We start from the raw sequence: 20,510 nt of genomic DNA, 5'->3' as shown, positions 1-20,510 counted from the left end.
AGACATCGCAAGTATGCTGTAAAGCAGTATACTTGCGGTAGTTACGGAAGAATATGATGAGCCAATATACGACGGAAAAATTAAATAAAAGAATGATCGCATGGATCACAGCAGCGCTGCTGCTGCTTACTTTGATCCCATTGCCAGAGGTTCATGCAGAAAGCGAATATGGTTTTCAGGGTCTGCAGGGGACACTGCAGACAGGACAGGGCATTAAAGATTACAACAACATGAAGCTGGTAGAACCATCGGATATAACGGTGCTTCACACTACGGACAATTCCGGCGGCTATTTCTTAAATCAAATTAACGAAACCCTTGACGGCACCGCGGGCCGAATTGAATTCGCGCTTTGCATGACAGCGGGAATGAACCAGATTGGAGAAGCGGGAAACTGGAACTTTACGAAGTACAATTTAAACCCGGATCCGAGCCAGTATTCAGGGATGAGCCCGGATAAAAAGACTCAGGTCAACATTTATTCTCTGGAACCGGGCGACTCCTATACGGGGAAGGACTGGGCGAAAAACAAGGAGCCGATCATCAATTATAAAAAAGGAAATCTCTTTGTTGACGATAACAAGACCTATGGCAATGCTTCCAATGGAGACGGTTCCGGCAGGATAACCCTCTATACGGAAAAGACGCTGGAATCAGGCGACTACATTTTGGAATTTGGCGCAGAAACTTGCGGCAATAATGTAGAAAAAGTTTTGGGCGTCCCCGTAGCGTTTCAATTCAAAGTCAAGGGAAAATACACTTTGGATAAAGCGATCACCGTCGCAGAAGAACTGTATGAATCTGCGGTAATAGGAATGCAGGCGGGGGAATACCGCGATGGAACACTGAAAGAGAAATTGAAAGCTCAATTAGATGAGGCAAAGGAACTTCGCAATGATGAAAATGCTACATCGGCTCAGAAAGAGGAAATGGCCCAAAAGCTCAGTGACGCTATCGATGCGCTGCAGGCGGTGAGGGTAGTAGAGGCCACGGTAAATGACATCATAGGCGTTCCTTCCAAGCTGTCAGTAGGAAATTACGGAACAGCAAAGACTTCCGTTACCGCGAATCCCGGCAGCGAGGGTGATTACAGAAAATATGTCTGGTCAGCCAGTGATAATATCGATATCGATGAAAGAACCGGCGAGTGGACTGCTCTGTGGGCAAATAAGGCCGGTGAAAAAAGCCATATTACAGCTACTTCAAAATGGCATCAGGATCATCCAGAATCCATTCCGGACGGAGCAAAGGCAGCGTCCAGGGCAATTGAATTTGAAGTGACTTCTGCCGGGGATGCTTTTTCAGTCGGGATTCCAAAGGGCAATTCAGATGATACAAAAGGTGTGCTGCAGACCGTCATAGAAAAGAGCGGTAAGCCGGAAAGCGAACTGAACAGCATTAAAAAGATCAAGCTATTTACCGTACGGGGAGCATCTTTATCAGACAAGGACTTCACCTATATGAGGGAGAAGCTATCTGCCTTAGAAGAGCTGGACATCTCCAAGTGTACGGTTGATGCGCTTCCACCCATGGTTTGTGAGGGTATGAATCATTTGACCACCGTAAAGCTGCCTGATCGTCTTTCAAAAATCAATACTAAGGCATTTGACGGCTGTAAGGCGCTTTCCAATGTTCAAATTTCTGCTGGAGTGACTTTTATCGGTGATAATGCTTTTGCCAGATGTCCTTCATTAAATGGAAAGATGATTACGATCAATGCAGTAACACCTCCGGAATGCAGTGAGTATCCAGGCTGTTTTGAGGGAACCAGCATTTTGGGCATAAAGGTTCCGTATGGATGCGGTGAAGCATATCGAAACCACGAATATTGGAAGCAATTTAAAATTGAGGAAGATGAGATTGAAGATACTCTGTCCTTACGAGTAAGTAAAACAGGCACTCTGCAAGAGACCGCAGAGGCCGCACTGAACTTGGAAAATAAATCTGAAAGTCAGATTGACACACTGAGGATCGAAATTTCTGGCAATGCAGTTTTAGATTACAGTGACGACATTCCATATTTGAAGGATAATTTCCTTAATGCAACGACAATTGATTTGTCAAATGCGGTGTTAGAAGATAATCGGTTCAAAAGCAGCACCTTCAAAGATCGGGTAAACTTGAAAAAAGTCCGGCTGAATGAAGACACTACAATTATTGCAGGAAACGCATTCTCAGGCTGCAGAAATCTCAGAGACATCATCTTGCCTTCCGCTTTGGAGAAGCTGGGAAACGGCGCCTTTGGCGAATGCGCAAGTCTGGGCAGCCGGATTATCATCAATGCAAAGACGCCGCCACAATACGATGGCGCGGTTTTTCCGGACTCGATCACAACGATCCTTGTTCCGCCGGGAAGCGTAAACGCATATAAGTCGGCATTAGGCTGGAGACAGTATAAAAACAACATCATCTCCCAAATCGCTATCTCCCTCAACGCGCAAACCCTCTCCATGGAGGTCGCGGCAACAAAAAAACTTACGGCCAATGTGACGGTCTACAATAACAACAGCAAAGACGTGATGTGGTCCTCGTCAAACCCCCAGGTGGCATCGGTGGATCAAAACGGAAACGTAAAAGGAATAAAGCCGGGTTCGGCGGTCATCACTGCCAAGACGTTGGAAGGCCTGGTCGAAGCCAAATGTACGGTCACAGTAAACGCACCTGCGGCGCCTGCGGTAAAAGCTGTATCCGCAGGCTACAATAAAATCAAAGTCACCTGGACGGGAATCAGCGGCGCAGCCGGATATGAAATCTTTTGCTACACAAAGAAAAACGGTTCCTATACGAAAAAGTACACCCAATCCGCATCGGCAAGAAGCTTTACCGATACGGGAAAAACAACCGGAACCACCTATTATTACCGGGTTCGCGCCTATAAGACAAATGGAAACGAACGATATTCCGGCAGCTATTCCTCCTATGCCGGCGCAAAGCCAGTGCTATCCAAGCCGACCCGCGTAAAAGCGAAAAAAGGCGGATCGAAAAAGATTAAGGTTTCCTGGAAGAAAGTATCGGGAGCGAGCGGCTATCGGATTTACCGCTCCACAAAGAAAAACAAAGGCTATAAATCCATCAAGTCGGTGAGCAGCAAGACATCAAAATACACCAACAGCAAATTGAAGAAAGGCAAACGCTACTATTATAAAGTTCGGGCCTATCGGAAAATAAAGGGCAAGAAGATTTACAGCGCCTACTCGGCCGCAGCTTCGTATAAAGCAAGATAATCGTGGTATATGAAAGGAACAAGGCAATGAAGATATACATCTGTGTAGACGACACCGACGATTTGACCAAAAGCACCAGCACAGGAAGAATTTCCGATCTGATCGCAAAACGCATTCAGGCCATGGGCGGCGCCCTGGAAAAAGGCATCACCCGCCATCAGCTGCTGCTCCATGAGGACATCGACTACACATCCCACAACAGTTCCATGTGCATGGTAATGAACATAGAAGGGGTGACCGTTTCCCAGATGAAGCAGGCTGCCGAGGAAGTGCTGAAGACCAACATGGCGGAAAGCTCCGATCCAGGGCTCTGCTTTTGCAGGCTGGACCAGCTCAGGGAGCCGGACCGGCTGATCGCTTACGGCAAGCGGGCGCAGAAAGAGATCATTAAAAAGGAAGAGGCCTACGCCCTGGCAAAAGAAATCGGCGGCACGGTTCTGGAAGAATACGGCGGCACGGGGATTGGTGTCATCGGAGCCCTTGCGGGCGTTGGCCTGCGGCTTTCCGGCTGCGACGGGACCTTCCGGGGCGGAAAGGGCAGCGAGCATGCAGGGAAAAGCTACACGGCGGCTAAGTGGAAAACCATGATGGGCATTGAACAAGTTCTGGACTTTTATGGAAAAGAATTGAATGACGAACAAGAAGTATCCGTGGATAAACAGCTGAAACTGGCCATGGTGGATCATAAGAAAACACTGATCGCGGCCCAAAGAGGCGCAAGGTACATAGCCTGCACCAAGCAGGATCTTTATCAAGGCGATCAGAAAATCACCACCTGGACCACCCCATGCGATCAATTTGAAGCGGACAATGACGTGGAAGAGTGCTATGAAGAGACCGAACATGCGTGTTACAACTGTCTGTTTAGAAGATGGACGGCAGACGGATTTATTTGTGTGAAATAAAATGGAGAAACGAGTTTGACAGCAAATCACAAGAAAAAACAATGGCTGATCGTAATAGCTCTGGCCGCCCTGCCCCTGATTTTTTTCATCGGCACCATCTGCATCGGCAGGTACAGCGTCAGTATAGAGGATGTGTTCAAAAGTTTTGCCACGGCCATCACCGGAACCGATCTGGGCGTTGAGCAAAAGACCTATACCGTGGTTATGGAAATCCGTTTTCAGAGAGCCATTCAAGGGCTGCTGGTAGGCGGATGTCTTGCTGTGAGCGGAGCCTGCTTTCAAAGCCTTTTCCGCAACCCGCTGGTATCCAGCGGCATGCTGGGCGTTTCCAACGGGGCCGGATTCGGGGCCGCGCTGTCGATTCTGCTGTTCAACAATATGGTGATGACGTCTCTCTTTTCTTTTGGCTTTGGCATTCTGGCGGTGATCCTGGCCTATCTGGTGGGAAAGGTCAGCGGCGGGACGCCGACTATCACGCTGGTTTTGGGCGGCACCATCATTCAATCCATCTTTTCCGCACTCCTGTCGCTGCTCAAATACATGGCGGATCCTTATAGCGAGCTTCCGGCCATTACCTTTTGGCTCATGGGCAGCCTGGCCTCCACCAAATCGGCGGAGCTGGTCTTTTCCGCCGTACCGATGCTGGTCGGACTGGCGGGGATGATCCTGTTTCGCTGGCGGCTTAACGTACTTTCCATGGGAGACCGGGAGGCAAAGACCCTGGGCCTGAATGTGGGACTTAACAAAGGCATTGTCATCGGCTTTGCTACTCTGGCCACCGCAGGAGCGGTCTGCATCAGCGGCGTCATCGGATGGGTCGGGCTGGTGGTGCCCCATATGTGCAGAATGGTCATTGGCAGCGACAACAAATGGCTGATCCCCGCCAGCATCTCCATCGGCGCCTGCTTTATGGTTTTCGTAGATACCATCTGCAGGACCATCAGCGGAGCGGAGATCCCGCTGGGCATTGTAACTGCCATCGTGGGCGGACCGTTCTTCATTTATTTGCTGAAAAAGACGAAAGGGAAGAATTGGTGATGTCTATGCCTCTGATTGAAGTGAGAAATGCCGCTTTCAGCTATGACGGCAAACGGACCATATTTGAACACGTGAATTTTCAGGTGGAAGAAGGAGAAATTTTCTGCATCATCGGCCCCAACGGATGCGGCAAATCGACGCTCATCGACTGCGTCCTGGGCCTGAATAAATTAAAAAAAGGACAGATCCTCGTGGGCGGAAATCCGCTGGAAAAGCTAAAGCCCAAAGAATTCGCAGAGCATGTGGCCTACGTTCCGCAGGGACACAAAACCACCTTCGCCTACACGGTGCTCGACGTGGTGACCATGGGCAGGACCTATGCCGCCAGGACGTTCGCACCTCCAGGAGAAGCTGAAAAAACCATCGCCAGAGATGCACTAAAGCAAGTAGGACTCAGCGGGTTTGAGGATCGGGAGTATACCAAGCTTTCGGGCGGAGAGCTGCAGCTGGTCATTATCGCCAGGGCCATAGCCCAGCAATCGCATCTTCTGGTCATGGACGAGCCTACGGCCCATCTGGACTTTACCCATGAGCTGAACGTGATGGAGATCATCGCCCGGCTGGTGCGGGATAAAAAGATTTCCATCATCATGGCGACCCATTTTCTCAACCAGGCCTATTATCTGGAGAACGCGGGGGTCAACACGAGAGTCGCCCTCATCAACGACGGCAACTTCGCCCAAGTGGGAACGCCGTCCCAGGTTTTGAACACGGAAAACCTGGAAGCGACCTTTAACATTATTACAGAAATCGTCAGCAACGGAACCGGTGAACGAAAGTATATTCTTCCGCTGCGAAACAAGAGGTAAGCATGAAAAAGAAGATAGTCAGCATATTGGCCGTTCTGGTGATGCTTTTTTCCGTCACAGCCTGCGGCAGCAGTAGCGGGCCCGCAAAGGGAGCGGCAAAAATCATCACAGACTGCGCCGGGCGCACGGTTGAGATACCTGAGGAACCCCAGAGAGTGGCATGCCTCTATGCGTCAACGGCCCACATGATGGCCATGCTGGATGAAGGCGATAAAATCGTCGGCGCGCCAGGTGGTGTAAAATCCGATGTGCTGATGCAGATGAAATATCCGCAGATTAAAGAGACGGCCACCCCTTATCAGGAAGGCTCGATCAATGTGGAGGAACTGCTGCGGGTCGAAGCGGACATGGCTCTGGTGCGTTATTCCACCGCTTCCAACAAAGGTGAAGTGGAAAAGCTGGAAAAGGTGGGAATCCCTTATGTTGTGGTGGATTATACCACCATCGAAGAGCTGCAGAACGCCATCGATGTAATGGGAAAGGTGTTCAACAAAGAAGAGCAGGCGCAGAAGTATATTCAGTTCCAAAAGGACACCATCGAAATGGTAAATGGGAAGCTGAAAGATGTGGCGGAAGAGAACTGGCCGTCAGTCTATCATTCCGTCAACGAAGCGATTCGAACCGATGGGGAGGGGGATATCTGCGGCGAGATCATGAACCTGGCTGCAGTTAAGAACATTTCCATTGAAAAGCGCGTACAGGCCGGCGGAGACAAGACCTATACCACCCTGGAAGAAATCTACAAATGGGATCCCTTTGCGTTCATCGCCAACGAATCCTCGGTAACCGACTATATTCTTTCCGATTCCAAGTGGGAAGGGCTTACGGCAGTGAAAAATAAGAAGGTCTATACCCTTCCGGTGGGAGCCACCCGCTGGTGCCATCCGGGATCTATGGAAGCCCATATGGGCGTTTTGGCAGTGGCGAAGCTGTTTTATCCGGATAAGTTTGCGGATATGGACCTGGAAGCGTATACATCCGACTATTATCAGGAATATTTTGATCTGAAACTGGATCATAAAGCAGTAAAAAAGATACTTTCCGGCGAAGGGATGCGAATGTCCAATTCGCCGGCCCAGTAGGAGGCAGAAATGGAAAATCAGTCAAACGAAACGAAGAAGCCGCAGGATCAGCCGGCTGCGCCAGCGCCTAAGGATTCGGTGACCGCGGAGATGCAAAAAGTCGTGGCTGCAATGATCCTTGAGCTGAAAAAAGTCATTGTGGGCAAAGACCAGGTTATTAAAAAAGTCCTGATGGTCATTTTGGCCGGCGGCCATATTCTGCTGGAGGATGTGCCGGGCGTAGGAAAGACGACCCTGGCGCTGGGCCTTTCCAAGGTCATGAACCTGGATTATAAGCGGATGCAGTTCACGCCCGATACCATGGCCAGCGATATCACGGGTTTCAGCATCTACAACAAGGAGACCGGCGGGCTGGACTATAAACCGGGCGCGGCGCTCTGCAACCTGTTCCTGGCGGATGAAATCAACCGTACCTCCGCAAAGACCCAGGCAGCTCTGCTGGAGGTCATGGAAGAGGGCGGCGTCACCGTAGATGGGGTAACCCATAAGGCTCCGGAACCTTTCGTCTGTATTGCTACCCAAAACCCCTTGGGAAGCGCCGGGACCCAGAAATTGCCGGATTCCCAGATGGACCGTTTTATGGCAAGACTGTCCATGGGGTATCCGGATATTGAAAGCCAGGTCAACATTGTAAAACAGCGGCAGACTTCCGATCCCATAGAAACGGTTCGGCCTTTAGTCAGTGCACCCCATATCAAAGCGATGAAACGGGCAGTGCAGCTGGTGAAGATGTCCGATGAGATCATCGAATACGCCGCGGCTCTTTGTGAGAAAACCAGAACTGCACAGGCGGTGGAACAGGGCGTCAGCCCAAGAGCCGTTCTGGCCCTGGTCCAGATGGCCAAGGCAGGTGCTCTGCTGGCGGGCAGAAGCTATGCGATCCCGCAGGATGTAAAGGATGTATTCATCGATGTATGCGCCCACCGTTTGATCCTGACCGCCAGGGCAAAGATACGCAAAGAAACGGAAGAAAAGGTTCTGCAGGATATTCTGGACCAAGTGAAACCGCCTGCGGTGCTGGAAGGAAAGGTAAAATAATGCTGCGAAACCGAGTGTTTTATGCGCTGCTTTTGACTATGATGACAGCGATTTACATTTTTACAAATACCTATTACACACTGACCCTTTTGGGACTGTGCATCCTGCTGCCTCTTCTTTCCCTGGGCTTGATGCTTTTTTCCAGGCGGGGGCTTTCGATTACGCTGGATGTGCCCCAATCGGTAGAAAAGAAAGATGCGGTGTTCACCTATCATTTTGTCAACCACAGCCTTTTTCCTGTGGCCAGAGCAACCTTTACCATTGAGCTGGAAAATCAGATGACGGGTTCAAAGATGATGAGAAAAGTCAACGCCACCGTGGGCGGAAAAAAGACGGTAGACGCCCATCTTTCCATGAAAGGCAGCAAGGTTGGAACGGTGATCATTTCCACGAAAAAAATCTGCGTTTATGATGCCTTCGGCCTCTTTACTTTGAAAAAAGCCAGCCTGACCGACCAGGCGACCGTGGTTTATCCGGATCTGCGGGAAGCGGCCGTGTACATGGAAAAGCCCATTGAAACCATGGGCGACGGCAGCCGGTATTCTCCTGACCGTCCGGGACAGGATGTGAGCGAAATTTTTGCGTTGCGGGACTATGTGCCGGGCGATGAAGTTCGCAAGATCCATTGGAAACTTTCCTCCAAGATCGATAAGACGATGGTTCGGGATTTCAGCCTGCCCCTCAACTATTCCCTTTTTCTGCTCCTGGAGCTGACGCTGGGCAAGGAAGAGGTGGTAGACGCAGTGGTGGAACTGTACTTATCCCTTTCCAAGGCGCTTTTGGAAAGCGGCATCAATCACAACCTGGCCTGGTACGACGCAGGCGAGGGCGCTTTTCATGTGCGGGAACTGGATGCTTTTGAGGATTTGGATATGGCCTCGGCCCAGCTGCTTTCCTCGTATGCTTCTGACAAAAAAGCGGTGGCGCTGGATTACTATGGGGCCAGCGGCTACCGCAGCCGAAACAGTACGCTGGTTTATGTGGTTTCCGATCTGGATCTGGATAAAGTGGCGGAGATGGAAGTCTCTCAGACGATGAAAACGATTTACGTATATGACGATGAACAGAAAAGGGATGAGGCCGAGCAGGCCGTACAATTGGTACCCATATCCGTCCGTGAAGCGGCGGAAGGGATCCCGGAGATTATGGTATAGTCTATGAACTGGATGAAGGAAAAAACACAGACCTCAATGGAGCTGAACCAGATAACCGAACAAGACAAAAGCCACCCGCGCAGACGGGTGGTCTTTGAGCTGCTCTTGGCGGCGGGGCTGTCCGTCGGGTGCTGGTATACCTATTTTTCCATGTTTCCCAGCCCAGTTGACCCCATGATCAACATGCTGCTGATCGCAGGGCTGCCCATCGGGCTTTATCTGCTCTGCCGCAATCCGTTTCTGGGACGGTTTCTGGTTTTCTATGTCTTTCTTTTGACTGCCATTTACTTTGTCCTGGCATACCAGGCGGTGTGGAACGGCTTTCTGGTCATGGGCAACATCATCATCCAGGTCTTAAACGATCAGCTCAATGCCGGCCTCATTCCATTTGAATTGACCGGGGACACGGCGGACTGGGGCAAGGATGTTCTTCTGGCGGTCATCCCGGTCATCCTGCTGGCTTCCATGGGGATCGCCCATAGCATTTACCACAAAGAGCCTTTGCTGGGCTTTGTGCTGACCGCGCTGCCGGTTATGGTCGGATTGTGCCTAAAGGTAGGTCCTTCCATATGGCTGCTGATCCTGCTGATGCTGGGCTGGACCGGACTTTTGGTTCTCTCGGCGGTGGCAAGGCCGGTGAGCAGAAAAAAACGAAAGCCCATTTACATACAAAATGAGAAAAATTCGTCCCTGCCCTATATTTTTCTAGGCGTTACGACGGCTTTGCTGCTGTGCTATGTGCTGGTCTTTTCCGGAGACGATTATCGTCCGCCCCAAAGCGTCGATGAAGCCAAGGCGTCGGTCGTTGCCGCACAGGAGCATCTTCGCTATGATAAGCTGCAGGGAGAAGAAATCGATCAGCTGTCAAGGGGCGATTTGAACAGCGCCCATCCGCTGGCTTATACGGAGAATACGGTATTGACCCTGAATATGCAGCTGCCCCGGGCTATGTATCTGAGGGGATTTGCAGGAGGAGATTTCGCAGGAGGCAAGTGGGCCCCGGCCCCGGAAGGCGCCTATTCCGGCGAATATACCGGCATGATCGAATGGCTGGAGCAAAAGGATTTTTATCCCTGGATGCAGCAGGACCGGCTGTATCGGATGTCGAAGGATTATGATTTTGTTTCCGTAAAGGCAGAGAATGTAAACGGCAGCAGCAAATACCTGTATCTGCCTTATGAAGCGGCCATCAGCGGCGATACCATGCCCGATCAGGTCCGCTATATCAAAGATTACGGAGCCTTTGCAAAGGGGCTGAGGGGGCAGAGAGACTACTCCTTCAAGACCTTTTTGCCCAAGTTCGAGGACTACAATGAAAAAGCCCTGACCGGCTGGCTGTCGGAGCTGAAAGGCAGCCCGGACTGGAACGATTATGCGGAGCCGGAAAGCGTGTATCGGAGATATGTGTATGATACGTACTTGTACGTTTCCGATGAGGATGCCGGAGCCCTGAAGAGCAGCGGGATCGATCAATGTATTGGAAAAACCATTGAATACACGCTCCATCATATCCGCAGCAAGTTTGATGAGTCCTTTACCTATGATGTCGAACAGGATAAAGCGCCGGAAGGCAAGGATCAGCTGGCCTATTTCATGGAGCACAGCAAAGCGGGAAACGATATGTATTTTGCCACAGCGGCCGCCCTCATGTTCCGACAGGCCGGGATTCCGGCCAGGTACGCGGAAGGCTATTATCTGTCGTCGGATTACATGAAGCTCTATACACAGATGGACGATGTTACCATGGATATACCCGATTCTTTGGCTCACAGCTGGGTTGAAATCTATATCGATGAGATCGGGTGGTTCCCGGTGGAGGTCATCCCCGGTTTTTATGACATGGAGAAGCAACAGACCAAAGAAATGCAGGAAGATGAGAAGATTGAAGAAGAAAAACAAAAGAGCTATGAGGATGAGGCGCCTCAGAATGATCAGCCGGAGCAGGACAAGCAGGAGCAAGACAAATCGATCAGTCCCTGGTGGTTTGCCGGCCTGGCGCTCCTGCTGCTGATAGCCCTTTACGAAGTGCTGGGCAGAATGCGCATCCGGCGGTTATTGGCGTCCTTCGGCACTGTGGGGACCAAGGAAAACGTATATGCGATGTACAAGTATGTAACCAAGGTGATGGCCTTTGACCATCACCCGATTCCGGCCAATCCTTACGATAAGCTGGAGGAAGTAGGCTCAGCTTACGATGCTGTCACCGAAATCCGGTTTGCCCAGTTCCTCAGATTGATAAATGATGTTCGATTTGGAGAAAGAAATCTTTCCCAAGAGGAGCATAAAAAAATAGCAGCCTACGCAAAAGCAGCAGGCCGCCACATTTATTCCACTCAGAAGAGAGGGAAAAAGTTCCTGATGAAATTTATTCTTTTCTATGTCTGAGCTTGAGATAGATGACCGTGAAGAGGATGACTACAAGGATCAGGATTACAGCGGCGATCTTGGCAATGAATCCGGTATCCGGCCCCTGCTTTTTAGAAACATCGTCCAGCCCCGATTTATCTACGGGTACAAAGTCCGCCGATTCGCCGTAGGCGGTTTCGTAGGTGATGATGTTTTCGCCCAGCTTTTTGAGAATTTCGTTTTCCTCGCTGGTGCGGTCTGAGCCGGTGGTGAAGGTGATGGCGTAAGCGTTGTCGATGGTGGTGCCGTTCTTGGCCGCCAGGGTGTTATCCACCGAGATGCGGTACTGGGTGTTCTTTTTCAGGTCTTTGGCGGGCCGGATAAAAACCTCCCGCCGATAATCCTTCTGGACTTGGTTGTCTGGAAAGATCAGGTTAATGGCAACGGCATTTCCGTCTGCGTCGGTGAGATGAAAACACTTTTTGTTGTCCGCAAGGACGGTTACGTTACAAACATTTTTATTGAAATTGAGCTGAATGGTTTCATTAATGGCAACGCCTGCGGCGCCGTCAGCGATCGAAGCGCTTTTCAGCGTCAGAGGAATGTCCCGGTTTTCCCCGTTTCCTCCCCCGGTTCCATCGCCGCCCTCAGCAAAAGCAAATGAGGCGGATAGGGACAGGGCGAGGCAGAGGGCAAGGACAATCAAATAAGGCCGTTTGCGTTTGAACATAGTGATACTCCTTTGTCGATTATTGCTAAAAACTATCATATCATAGGTGGAGGATAAAATGCGAAAGTTTTCCAGGTTTACCGGGATAATTTTAATAGTGATGATGGCTATGGGGCTGGCGGCCACAGTTGCCAGCGCGGAGACGTGGGAATTCGGGACCAGCGGAAAGGGCAAGAATCCATTTACACCCCGCGGGTATCTGGTTGATACGGAAAAAGGTCAGCACTGGCTCAGCAGCCCGTTTAACAATAGCGGTCCGGTGGTGAAATACACCGGTGTGGAGAATGGCGTGGATTATCTGGAGGCGAAAAAGAGCGATGGATCCAATTACACCTTCTACGCGATGACCGATCGCAACCCCTGGCCGGAAAGCAGCAGCCGAATCGGCTATGGAAAAAAGTTCTTATTTGCATATAAAAATGGTTACCGCATTGCAAATTTTAACGACTATGTGCAAACTCCCGCAACTAGAGGCGATAAGGTGGACCCGTCGGGCGAAGGTACTTGCTGGGTGTTTAAAATTGAAGGCTTTGAACTGGAGCCGGGATGCCGATATGAGTTCGGCTTTCTGAGAGGCATGCAGGCCAACAATGGAATTACGCTGATCCTTGCGGAGGATGAAAAAGGCAACAACATCGGCTATATCCAGGAGACGAACAAAGGGCTTACCTCTGCGGAAAAGTCTAAATATATGAAAGAAAAAGATCAGGAATACAAATTTATTTCCAGCTGGCACAAAAAGGCTGACGGCGAAGGTTACACGGTCAACAAGGTTCCCATGCGCTTTACCGTGCAGACTTATGCGGATCTGACTCTCTGGAAAGATGAGGCGGATAAGGTACAGAACTTCCTCAATTCTGTTACCAATAAAGATTTGAAAGAAGGCAAGTATAAGCGGTCAAATATCAAGGAATTGAAAGAGGTCCTCAGCCAGTACAATAAAAAAGCGCACAATACGGTCAGACTTGAACTGCAGCCGTCTGCAAAAAGCATGATGAAATCCATGATCAATGACATAGAGAGACTTCTGAAAAACGCCCAGTCCGACAAGCCGGAACCTGCGGATATTACCAAGCTGAAGGAAAAACTGAAGGAAGCTAGGGAACTCTACGCAAAAGCCCATGCCAATGTGGGCCTGGATCAAGGCCAGTACGGCCGCATTGAAGTGGAAAACCTGGATGAAGAAATCAAGCGGGCTGAGGAAATGGACCAATATACGCCCCAGAATGAAATTAACGATGAGGTGAAAGCTCTGGAAGATGCGATGATTGAGGTTAAAGCCTCAAAGGTGCAAAAAGAACAAAAGGTCTTTTACGATAAAGTCACCGGCATCTATGTGATCACGCCTGTGGATTCTCTGCCGGAAAATGCAAAGCTGTTTGTCAGACGAATGGGCCAGGAGACGGTCGATTATAAGTCCATGGAAAAAAACTTGTCGGATAAGGAGACAGAAGCGATCTTCTACCGGATTCACTTTTACCAGGACGACCGTAAAATTCAGCCTTCGGAAACGGTGGAAGTCCAGATGCCCATCGACGACAATATCAGCCAGAAATCCAGTACCGTGTATTCGGTGGGAAAGAAGGGCAGCCTCAATAAGATCAATTCGGTGAAATCCAACGGAATGCAGTTCTTTAAGAGAAAAACCCTGTCCGCGCTGGTGCTGGCCGGAAGCACTGCCACAGAAGCGGAAAAGTCAGAAGCCAGAGGCCAGAGAATGCAGGCGATGATGGCGCAGAAAAAAGATAAAGACGCGCAGAACAAGCTGAATCAGCTGGAAAAAGCGAAAAAGAAAAAAGAAGAATATAAAGACCCGCTCAATAAAATGCTGAAACGAAACATGAATACGGCCACCTTCAGCAATGATGTGGAGAAAGAGACCAGTCCGGTCTACTTGATTTTAGCGGCAGTCCTCTTGGCGCTGATCGCCATAAGCAGGGGAATCCGCGCGCTGATTTTGCAGAGACGAGAAAAATGGGGAAAATAGTTGCAAATTGTTTTCGATATATCGAAAACTAATGTTGAAAATGTGAAAAGATTTCGATATACTAGAAACGAAAATAAGCGTAAACGCGGAGGTGTATCGAATGATTTGCAGAGATTTTTATATACAAAAGATTCGTCCATTTATTGATAAGGATGTGGTTAAAGTCATGAGCGGAATACGCAGGAGCGGAAAATCGGTCATGTTGGAGCTGATTCAAAGGGAGCTTTTAGAGCAGGGACGAAGTGAGGACAGCATAATCATGCTGAACTTTGAAAGCAGGCTGCTGCCTTTTGCAAAAAATGTTCAAAGCGCTTTTGACTATTTGAAGCCGCTGTTATCAGAAAAAAAGTATTTATTTTTTGACGAAATTCAGGATTTACCCGGGTGGGAAGAGTTGGTCAACTCGCTGATGATCGACTTTGATGTGGATATCTATATTACAGGGTCCAACGCAAAACTTTTGTCCGGTGAACTGGCAACCTACCTGGGCGGGCGCTATGTAGAGATTAAAATATACCCTTTTTCTTTTGCGGAAATATTGGATATTATGAGAGAAACCCAAGAAGAGGTCAATGAGGCAGAGGCTTTCCTGCACTATCTGTCTTATGGCGGGATGCCCTTTATTTATCAAAATAAGATGGAAGAGCAGGCCGCGTTGATGTATCTGGAAGATTTATTCGACTCAATTATTTTAAAAGATGTTGCCCAGAGAAATAAGATACGCGACATTGGGGCATTTAAAAATCTTTTACTGTATTTTATCGCGGGAATAGGGAATACGTATTCTGCCGCATCCATTAAAAAATATTTGAAAAACGAAAATCGAAGTGTCTCGACGGAAACCCTGTACAATTACATCGAGTACTGCAAAGATGCATGTATTCTGCAAATGGTATCCAGGGAGGATCTCATTGGCAAAAAAATCTTGCAGTTTCAGGAGAAAATTTACCTGACCGATCACGGATTGCGCCAGGCCGTCTACGGCCATAACCAAAGGGATATTAACCAGATCCTTGAGAATATCGTTTTTATGGAACTTCTGCGTCGGGATTATAATGTTACCATAGGGAAGGCCAACACGCGGGAAGTAGACTTTGTAGCAAAAAAAAGAGAGAAGAGAATTTATGTTCAGGTTGCATATATGCTGGCTGATGAAAAGACAGTCGAGCGTGAATTTGGGGTGCTGGAAGAGATTCCTGACAATTATCCCAAATTTGTGATTACGATGGATGAGATTGAACGAAGCAGAAACGGAATTCTTCACAGAAATATACGGGAGTTTTTGAAAGGGCAGGAGTTTTAGAAGAGTCCGGAAGGGAATAAAAGCTGCAAATGAGAGAAAGGTGGTCTAATGAAATACGATGTAGTGATCGTCGGGGCCGGTATTTTAGGCTGCCTCACGGCAAGGGAACTGATGAAATATCAGCTGGATGTTCTGGTGGTGGATAAAGAATCGGATATCGGTGAGGGTGCGACAAAAGCAAACTCCGGAGTGCTTTACGCCGGTTTTCATCCGCGGGGCGGGAGCCTGAAAGGGATTTCCTGCGCCCGCGGCAATCGTATGCACCGGCAGCTTTGCAGGGACCTGGATGTCCCGATGGACTATGTGGGCTCTCTTTTTGTTGCCTTTCACCAGGAGGGTATCGATCACATTCAAGAGAAGATAGGAAAGGGACGAAAGAACGGGGTGCCGGACATGAAGATGATTTCCGGGGATGAGGCCAGGAATATGGAGCCGAGGCTGTCTTCTGAAATCATCGCTGCTATGCATGCGCCAACGACGGGAATCGTTTCGCCATTTAAGCTGGTGCTTCATACGGCCCTCAACAGCGCGGCCAATGGCGCCCGCTTCCAATTCGATACGGAAGTGGAGCATATCGAGGCTGCCGGAGAGGGATACGCACTGCATACAAACCGCGGGATCATTCACGCCGATTATATCGTCAATACATCAGGGGAAGGGGCCGCGGAGCTGGAGCGGTTTGTGCGCAGCAGGGATTTGGTCATAAAGCCCAAGCGGGGTGAATACCTGGTCTTTGACTGCCCTTCGCCCGTTAAGCATGTGATTTATCAGGCCCAGGAGCACGATGAAAAGGGAACCCTTCTGGCGCCCACAGTGGACGGCAATATGCTGGCCGGCCCCACGTCCTACAAAGCGAAAAGCTACAAATGCACAGAGACCACCCAAAAAGGAATCGATCATATCTCCTATGTTGCGAAAAAACTTTTGCCTGGTCTGGACTTGGGCAGCGTCATCGCGTCCTTTGCAGGAATTCGGGCAAATATTGAAAATGTACCCAAAGAAGAGAAGGATTTTGTCGTGCGCCTCAGCGGGCGGCGTTTTGTCAGCGCTCTGGGCATTAAAAATCCGGGCATGACCGCATCGCCTTATCTGGTGGAAAAAATTCTCGCGCATCTTTTTGAGGCCGGTTTAAGACAGGAACGCAATCAAGCGTTCGATCCCATCTACCGGGCAAAGCCTTTGTTTTTGAAAGCGGACCCAAAGCTTCAGGCCAAGCTACTGAAGGAAAATCCCGCTTATGGAAACGCCGTGTGCAGGTGTGAAGGCATTACGGAGGGGGATATCCTTTCCGTGCTCGATTCGCCCCTTCCGCCCCACAATCTCAATGGACTGAAAAAACGGCTGCGGACCGGGATGGGACGATGCCAGGGCGGTTTCTGCACGCCGGAAATCATTGATATCCTCAGCAGAGAATGGGGAAAACCGCCGGAGCAAATTTTTAAAAGCGGGCCGGGAAGCCCGATGGTGAAGGGGAGGCTGCGCCCATGAGAGTGATCGTAATCGGAGGCGGACCGGCGGGAATGGGAGCTGCGGTTTCGGCAAAAGAACAGGGAGTTGAAGAGGTTGTGCTGCTGGAAAGGCGGTCTTATCTGGGCGGCGTTCTGCCCCAGTGTATTCATAACGGATTCGGCACCCAGCTCTATGAAAAGGACTATACCGGCGGTGAATACGCCTTCCTTTGGGAGAAAAAAACAAAGGATGCCGGTATTGAAGTTCTGACAAACACAACCGTTCTTTCCATTGAAAAGGGATGGAAGGTCAAATGCGTCAGCGCCGCCGGCGGAGCACGGGCTCTCCCGGCGGATGCGGTTATTATCGCCACCGGCTGCCGGGAGCGGACCCTTCCCCAGATGCGGATTCCCGGAAGCAGGCCGTCCGGCATTTTTACCGCAGGAGCCGCACAGCTGATGATGAATTTGAAAAATTATCTGCCGGGAAGGAGCACAGTGATTCTCGGATCCGGTGACATCGGCCTGATTATGGCTCGGCGTATGACCCTGGAGGGCATCAAGGTAAAGTTGATTTTGGGACAGGAAGCGACCGGACTTGCAAGAAATATCGTCCAGTGTGTGGAGGATTTTGATATTCCAATGCGCTACGGCTGGACGGTCGTTTCCACCCACGGTTATGAGCGGCTGAAAGGGGTTTCCATCGCACCCTTTACAGAAGCCGGGAAGCCGGATTTGAAGCGAAAAGAGTATATCCCCTGCGATACGCTGCTGGTGGCAGCGGGGCTGATTCCTGAACTGGAAGTCTGCGGTCAGTTGGTTCCGGGAGAGGAAGCGGGTTTGTTTGTCTGCGGCAATGCCCATGTCGTGCATGATCTTGTGGACCATGTGACCCAGGAAGCGATGGCCGTCGGCAGGCAGGCGGCCCGCTATCTGGGAAGAGGCGATTCTTCCATCCGCGAGCTCGATTGTGTGAACAAAGAGCTGACAGGCAGAAAAGGCAATATGATCTGTACCGTTTGCCCCAAAGGCTGTGTCATGCAGGTGGAACAGTCGCCCTTTTCTGTGACCGGCAATCAATGCGGCAAAGGCGAGGTCTTTGCAAAGCAGGAAATAGAAAGCCCTAAGCGTGTACTGACGACGGTGGTGAAAACCGATTGTGCAGATATGCCCCTGTTATCGGTGAGAACTGACCGCCCTGTCGATAAGGATGATCTGTTTGTGATCATAAAGGCGGTGAAGCGCATATGGGTAAAAGGACCGATAGCGCCAGGTCAGGTGATTGCGGAGAATATCGCCGGGACCGGGGCGAATTTGATTGCGACTTGGGTTTTGGGAAAAATGTAAAATAAGATTTCATTTTTTACGCAAGTTTCAACAGCCAGGCCCTCTCAAATCCGCAATCAGGCTGCGCGGGCCGCAAGCTGTCAGGATCAAGCCCAGCAAACCCACAGCTTTGCGAAAAAAACACAACCTTTCAATATAATTTTCCCGACGTGACTGACTTGAGTCAATACGCCACAAAGGCGGAATTTTTACGGCCATCTTCCCGTTTCAACACCTCACAAAATTTGTGCAAAAACGGGGATGATCGTATTCATCATTCATTTGACATGCAGCAGCCCTGTTTTTTTGATAAACAAAGGCTTAAAAAGACTGGCTTTCCGTTGTAATTGAAGGCTGTTTCCCGTATACTAACCATAAGAAGGACGGTGATGATATGAAAAAGCCAATTCCGGTAGGCTATGAAGACTTCAAGAGAGTCATAGATAGACACGCGTACTATGTTGATAAAACGGACATGCTCAAAACGCTGATGGATTCCGCCGTAAGCGTGAGTTTGCTTACAAGACCGCGGCGATTCGGCAAGACGCTGAATCTAAGCATGATCCGGCGTTTTTTTGAGAAAGAGATGGACGACCAGGGTCAGCAGGTGGATAATGGGTATTTGTTTGACGGCCTCGCCATCACCTCCTGCGGGCAAGAATACCTGACCCACCAGCAGCAGTACCCGGTCATCAACTTATCTTTAAAGTCAGCCAAACAGCCCAATTTTGAGATGGCTTATGGCATGTTGAAAAGAGAACTTCAAGAAGAATTCGGCCGGCACCGCTATGCGCTGCGAGGCGACGCACTGACAGAACAGGAGAAAGTGCAGTATGAGGATATTCTGGCGTTGAAAGACGATCCCCTGCTTTATGCCGGCGCATTGAGATTCCTGTCTGACTGTCTTGCAAAGTACCATGGGAAAAACGCCATTATTCTCATAGACGAGTACGATGTGCCGCTGGAAAATGCCTGGTTCTCCGGGTTTTACGAAGAAATGATCGGATACATCCGATCTCTGTTCGAGTCGGCGCTGAAAACGAACCCTTATCTGGAGTTTGCGGTCATCACAGGATGCCTGCACATCAGCCGCGAGAGCATCTTCACAGGGCTGAACAATCTGAAAATCTATTCCATTTTGAGTCCCGGGTATTCAGACAGTTTTGGTTTCACGGAAAGGGAAGTAAAAGAGATACTTGCTTATTACGACCTTGCGGACAAGTATGAGGAAGTGCGCCAGTGGTACGACGGGTACCAGTTCAGCAGCCAGGAAATCTATAACCCATGGAGCATTATTAATTATGCGGATACAGCACTGCTGGACCGCGACGCTTTCCCCAAACCTTACTGGTCCAACACGTCCTCCAACAGCATCATCCGGGAGCTGGTGGAAGAGGCGGACTTTGAGACAAGGAGCGAAATCGAAAGTCTGATCGCGGGGAATACGATCGAAAAACCGGTGCATGAAGACATCACCTATGGGGAAATCCATGAATCCAGGGATAATCTGTGGAACTTCCTGTACTTTACCGGGTATTTAAAAGCAGTGGGAGAGCGGAAGCAGGAAGAAACGAGCTATCTGGAACTGACGATTCCCAATGCGGAAATCCGATCGATTTACCGCAGTACCATTCTCACTTGGTTTGATAAAAAAATGCAGACGGCCGATTTGTCCTCTTTGCTTACAGCCATCGAAACGGGAGACTGCGAAACCTTTGGCCGCATCGTTTCCGAACAACTCTTGGACACCATTAGCTTTTTCGACTACGCCGAAACCTATTACCACGGATTTCTGTCGGGTCTGTTAAAAGTTTTGAAAAAATACCAGATTCTCTCCAACAGGGAGAGCGGGATCGGGAGACCGGACATCCTGATGAAGACGCCCGGGATTCGAGGCGGGGCCGCTGTGATCCTGGAATTGAAGGTAGCGGGAGCATTCCAGGGGATGGAGGACGCCTGCATGGATGCGCTCTCGCAGATCGAAGAGCGGGATTACGAAGCGGCTTTGCGGGCCGACGGCTATCGCGATATTAAAAAGTATGGGGTTTGCTTCTATCGCAAGGAGTGCCTGGTCATGGACGGGACCGATAAAAGGTTATAAAATATATCTGCCGTATTAG

Annotated in this window: 14 protein-coding genes; 13 read left to right on the top strand and 1 reads right to left on the bottom strand. The window is 49.8% G+C overall.

Features of this window, described 5'->3' with window-relative positions:
- Positions 1-53 precede the first annotated feature (53 nt).
- From LG211_RS10240 to LG211_RS10205, 8 genes are read left to right on the top strand one after another with little or no spacing between them, the layout of a single operon-like run.
- On the top strand, positions 54-3,224 hold the full coding sequence (locus LG211_RS10240) for a leucine-rich repeat protein (RefSeq protein ID WP_269477446.1): 3,171 nt from the start codon (positions 54-56) through the stop codon (positions 3,222-3,224).
- 26 nt (positions 3,225-3,250) lie between these two features.
- Positions 3,251-4,129, top strand: coding sequence for a hypothetical protein (locus tag LG211_RS10235; RefSeq protein WP_253019924.1), 879 nt, complete (start codon positions 3,251-3,253; stop codon positions 4,127-4,129).
- A gap of 15 nt (positions 4,130-4,144) precedes the next feature.
- A complete protein-coding gene (locus tag LG211_RS10230; protein WP_253019923.1) occupies positions 4,145-5,167 on the top strand; it encodes a FecCD family ABC transporter permease in 1,023 nt (340 codons plus the stop codon).
- Positions 5,167-5,976 (top strand): ABC transporter ATP-binding protein, encoded by an 810-nt coding sequence (locus LG211_RS10225; protein ID WP_253019922.1) that lies wholly within the window; start codon positions 5,167-5,169, stop codon positions 5,974-5,976. Before LG211_RS10230 ends, LG211_RS10225 begins: the two co-directional genes overlap by 1 nt.
- Before the next feature lie 2 nt (positions 5,977-5,978).
- Positions 5,979-7,058 carry an ABC transporter substrate-binding protein gene (locus LG211_RS10220; RefSeq protein WP_148396381.1) on the top strand — a complete coding sequence of 360 codons (1,080 nt, stop codon included), beginning with the start codon at positions 5,979-5,981 and terminating at the stop codon, positions 7,056-7,058.
- Positions 7,059-7,067: 9 nt separating this feature from the next.
- Positions 7,068-8,096: an AAA family ATPase gene (locus LG211_RS10215; RefSeq protein WP_269477445.1), complete on the top strand. Its 1,029-nt coding sequence runs from the start codon at positions 7,068-7,070 to the stop codon at positions 8,094-8,096.
- On the top strand, positions 8,096-9,250 hold the full coding sequence (locus LG211_RS10210) for a DUF58 domain-containing protein (RefSeq protein WP_253019919.1): 1,155 nt from the start codon (positions 8,096-8,098) through the stop codon (positions 9,248-9,250). Before LG211_RS10215 ends, LG211_RS10210 begins: the two co-directional genes overlap by 1 nt.
- A 3-nt stretch (positions 9,251-9,253) precedes the next feature.
- Entirely contained in the window at positions 9,254-11,635 is a 2,382-nt protein-coding gene (locus LG211_RS10205) for a transglutaminase-like domain-containing protein (RefSeq protein WP_269477444.1), read from the top strand.
- Here LG211_RS10205 and LG211_RS10200 read toward each other — a convergent pair.
- On the bottom strand, positions 11,616-12,326 hold the full coding sequence (locus tag LG211_RS10200) for an Ig-like domain-containing domain (protein ID WP_269477443.1): 711 nt from the start codon (positions 12,324-12,326) through the stop codon (positions 11,616-11,618). The two genes, LG211_RS10205 and LG211_RS10200, sit on opposite strands and share 20 nt — an antisense overlap.
- A gap of 58 nt (positions 12,327-12,384) precedes the next feature.
- Here LG211_RS10200 and LG211_RS10195 point away from each other — a divergent pair, with 58 nt between their 5' ends.
- The 5 genes from LG211_RS10195 to LG211_RS10175 all read left to right on the top strand — a co-directional run bounded on the left by LG211_RS10195 (position 12,385) and on the right by LG211_RS10175 (position 20,491).
- Positions 12,385-14,313 carry a hypothetical protein gene (locus LG211_RS10195; RefSeq protein WP_269477442.1) on the top strand — a complete coding sequence of 643 codons (1,929 nt, stop codon included), beginning with the start codon at positions 12,385-12,387 and terminating at the stop codon, positions 14,311-14,313.
- A gap of 100 nt (positions 14,314-14,413) precedes the next feature.
- Positions 14,414-15,616: an ATP-binding protein gene (locus LG211_RS10190; protein WP_148396390.1), complete on the top strand. Its 1,203-nt coding sequence runs from the start codon at positions 14,414-14,416 to the stop codon at positions 15,614-15,616.
- A 48-nt stretch (positions 15,617-15,664) separates the two neighbouring features.
- The gene (locus tag LG211_RS10185) at positions 15,665-17,104 is read left to right on the top strand and encodes an NAD(P)/FAD-dependent oxidoreductase (protein WP_269477441.1); all 1,440 of its coding nucleotides are present in this window, start codon (positions 15,665-15,667) and stop codon (positions 17,102-17,104) included.
- Positions 17,101-18,411, top strand: coding sequence for a DUF1667 domain-containing protein (locus LG211_RS10180; RefSeq protein WP_269477440.1), 1,311 nt, complete (start codon positions 17,101-17,103; stop codon positions 18,409-18,411). The genes LG211_RS10185 and LG211_RS10180 overlap by 4 nt, the downstream gene beginning before the upstream one ends.
- Before the next feature lie 373 nt (positions 18,412-18,784).
- Entirely contained in the window at positions 18,785-20,491 is a 1,707-nt protein-coding gene (locus tag LG211_RS10175; RefSeq protein ID WP_269477439.1) for an AAA family ATPase, read from the top strand.
- Positions 20,492-20,510 lie beyond the last annotated feature (19 nt).

Origin of the sequence: Hominibacterium faecale, from assembly GCF_020734085.1 — a bacterium.
In the GTDB taxonomy this organism is placed as follows: domain Bacteria; phylum Bacillota; class Clostridia; order Peptostreptococcales; family Anaerovoracaceae; genus Hominibacterium; species Hominibacterium faecale.
Note: the sequence above shows the minus strand (reverse complement) of the source record. Positions and strands in the feature narration are given on the sequence as shown.

Excerpts from the sequence above, each read along its gene's own strand:
- LG211_RS10210 (WP_253019919.1), top strand. The coding sequence starts at position 8,096 with ATGCTGCGAAACCGAGTGTTTTATGCGCTGCTTTTGACTATGATGACA.
- LG211_RS10185 (WP_269477441.1), top strand. The coding sequence starts at position 15,665 with ATGAAATACGATGTAGTGATCGTCGGGGCCGGTATTTTAGGCTGCCTC.
- LG211_RS10205 (WP_269477444.1), top strand. The coding sequence starts at position 9,254 with ATGAACTGGATGAAGGAAAAAACACAGACCTCAATGGAGCTGAACCAG.
- LG211_RS10195 (WP_269477442.1), top strand. The coding sequence starts at position 12,385 with ATGCGAAAGTTTTCCAGGTTTACCGGGATAATTTTAATAGTGATGATG.
- LG211_RS10175 (WP_269477439.1), top strand. The coding sequence starts at position 18,785 with ATGAAAAAGCCAATTCCGGTAGGCTATGAAGACTTCAAGAGAGTCATA.
- LG211_RS10235 (WP_253019924.1), top strand. The coding sequence starts at position 3,251 with ATGAAGATATACATCTGTGTAGACGACACCGACGATTTGACCAAAAGC.
- LG211_RS10200 (WP_269477443.1), bottom strand. The coding sequence starts at position 12,326 with ATGTTCAAACGCAAACGGCCTTATTTGATTGTCCTTGCCCTCTGCCTC.
- LG211_RS10220 (WP_148396381.1), top strand. The coding sequence starts at position 5,979 with ATGAAAAAGAAGATAGTCAGCATATTGGCCGTTCTGGTGATGCTTTTT.
- LG211_RS10225 (WP_253019922.1), top strand. The coding sequence starts at position 5,167 with ATGTCTATGCCTCTGATTGAAGTGAGAAATGCCGCTTTCAGCTATGAC.
- LG211_RS10240 (WP_269477446.1), top strand. The coding sequence starts at position 54 with ATGATGAGCCAATATACGACGGAAAAATTAAATAAAAGAATGATCGCA.
- LG211_RS10190 (WP_148396390.1), top strand. The coding sequence starts at position 14,414 with ATGATTTGCAGAGATTTTTATATACAAAAGATTCGTCCATTTATTGAT.
- LG211_RS10215 (WP_269477445.1), top strand. The coding sequence starts at position 7,068 with ATGGAAAATCAGTCAAACGAAACGAAGAAGCCGCAGGATCAGCCGGCT.
- LG211_RS10180 (WP_269477440.1), top strand. The coding sequence starts at position 17,101 with ATGAGAGTGATCGTAATCGGAGGCGGACCGGCGGGAATGGGAGCTGCG.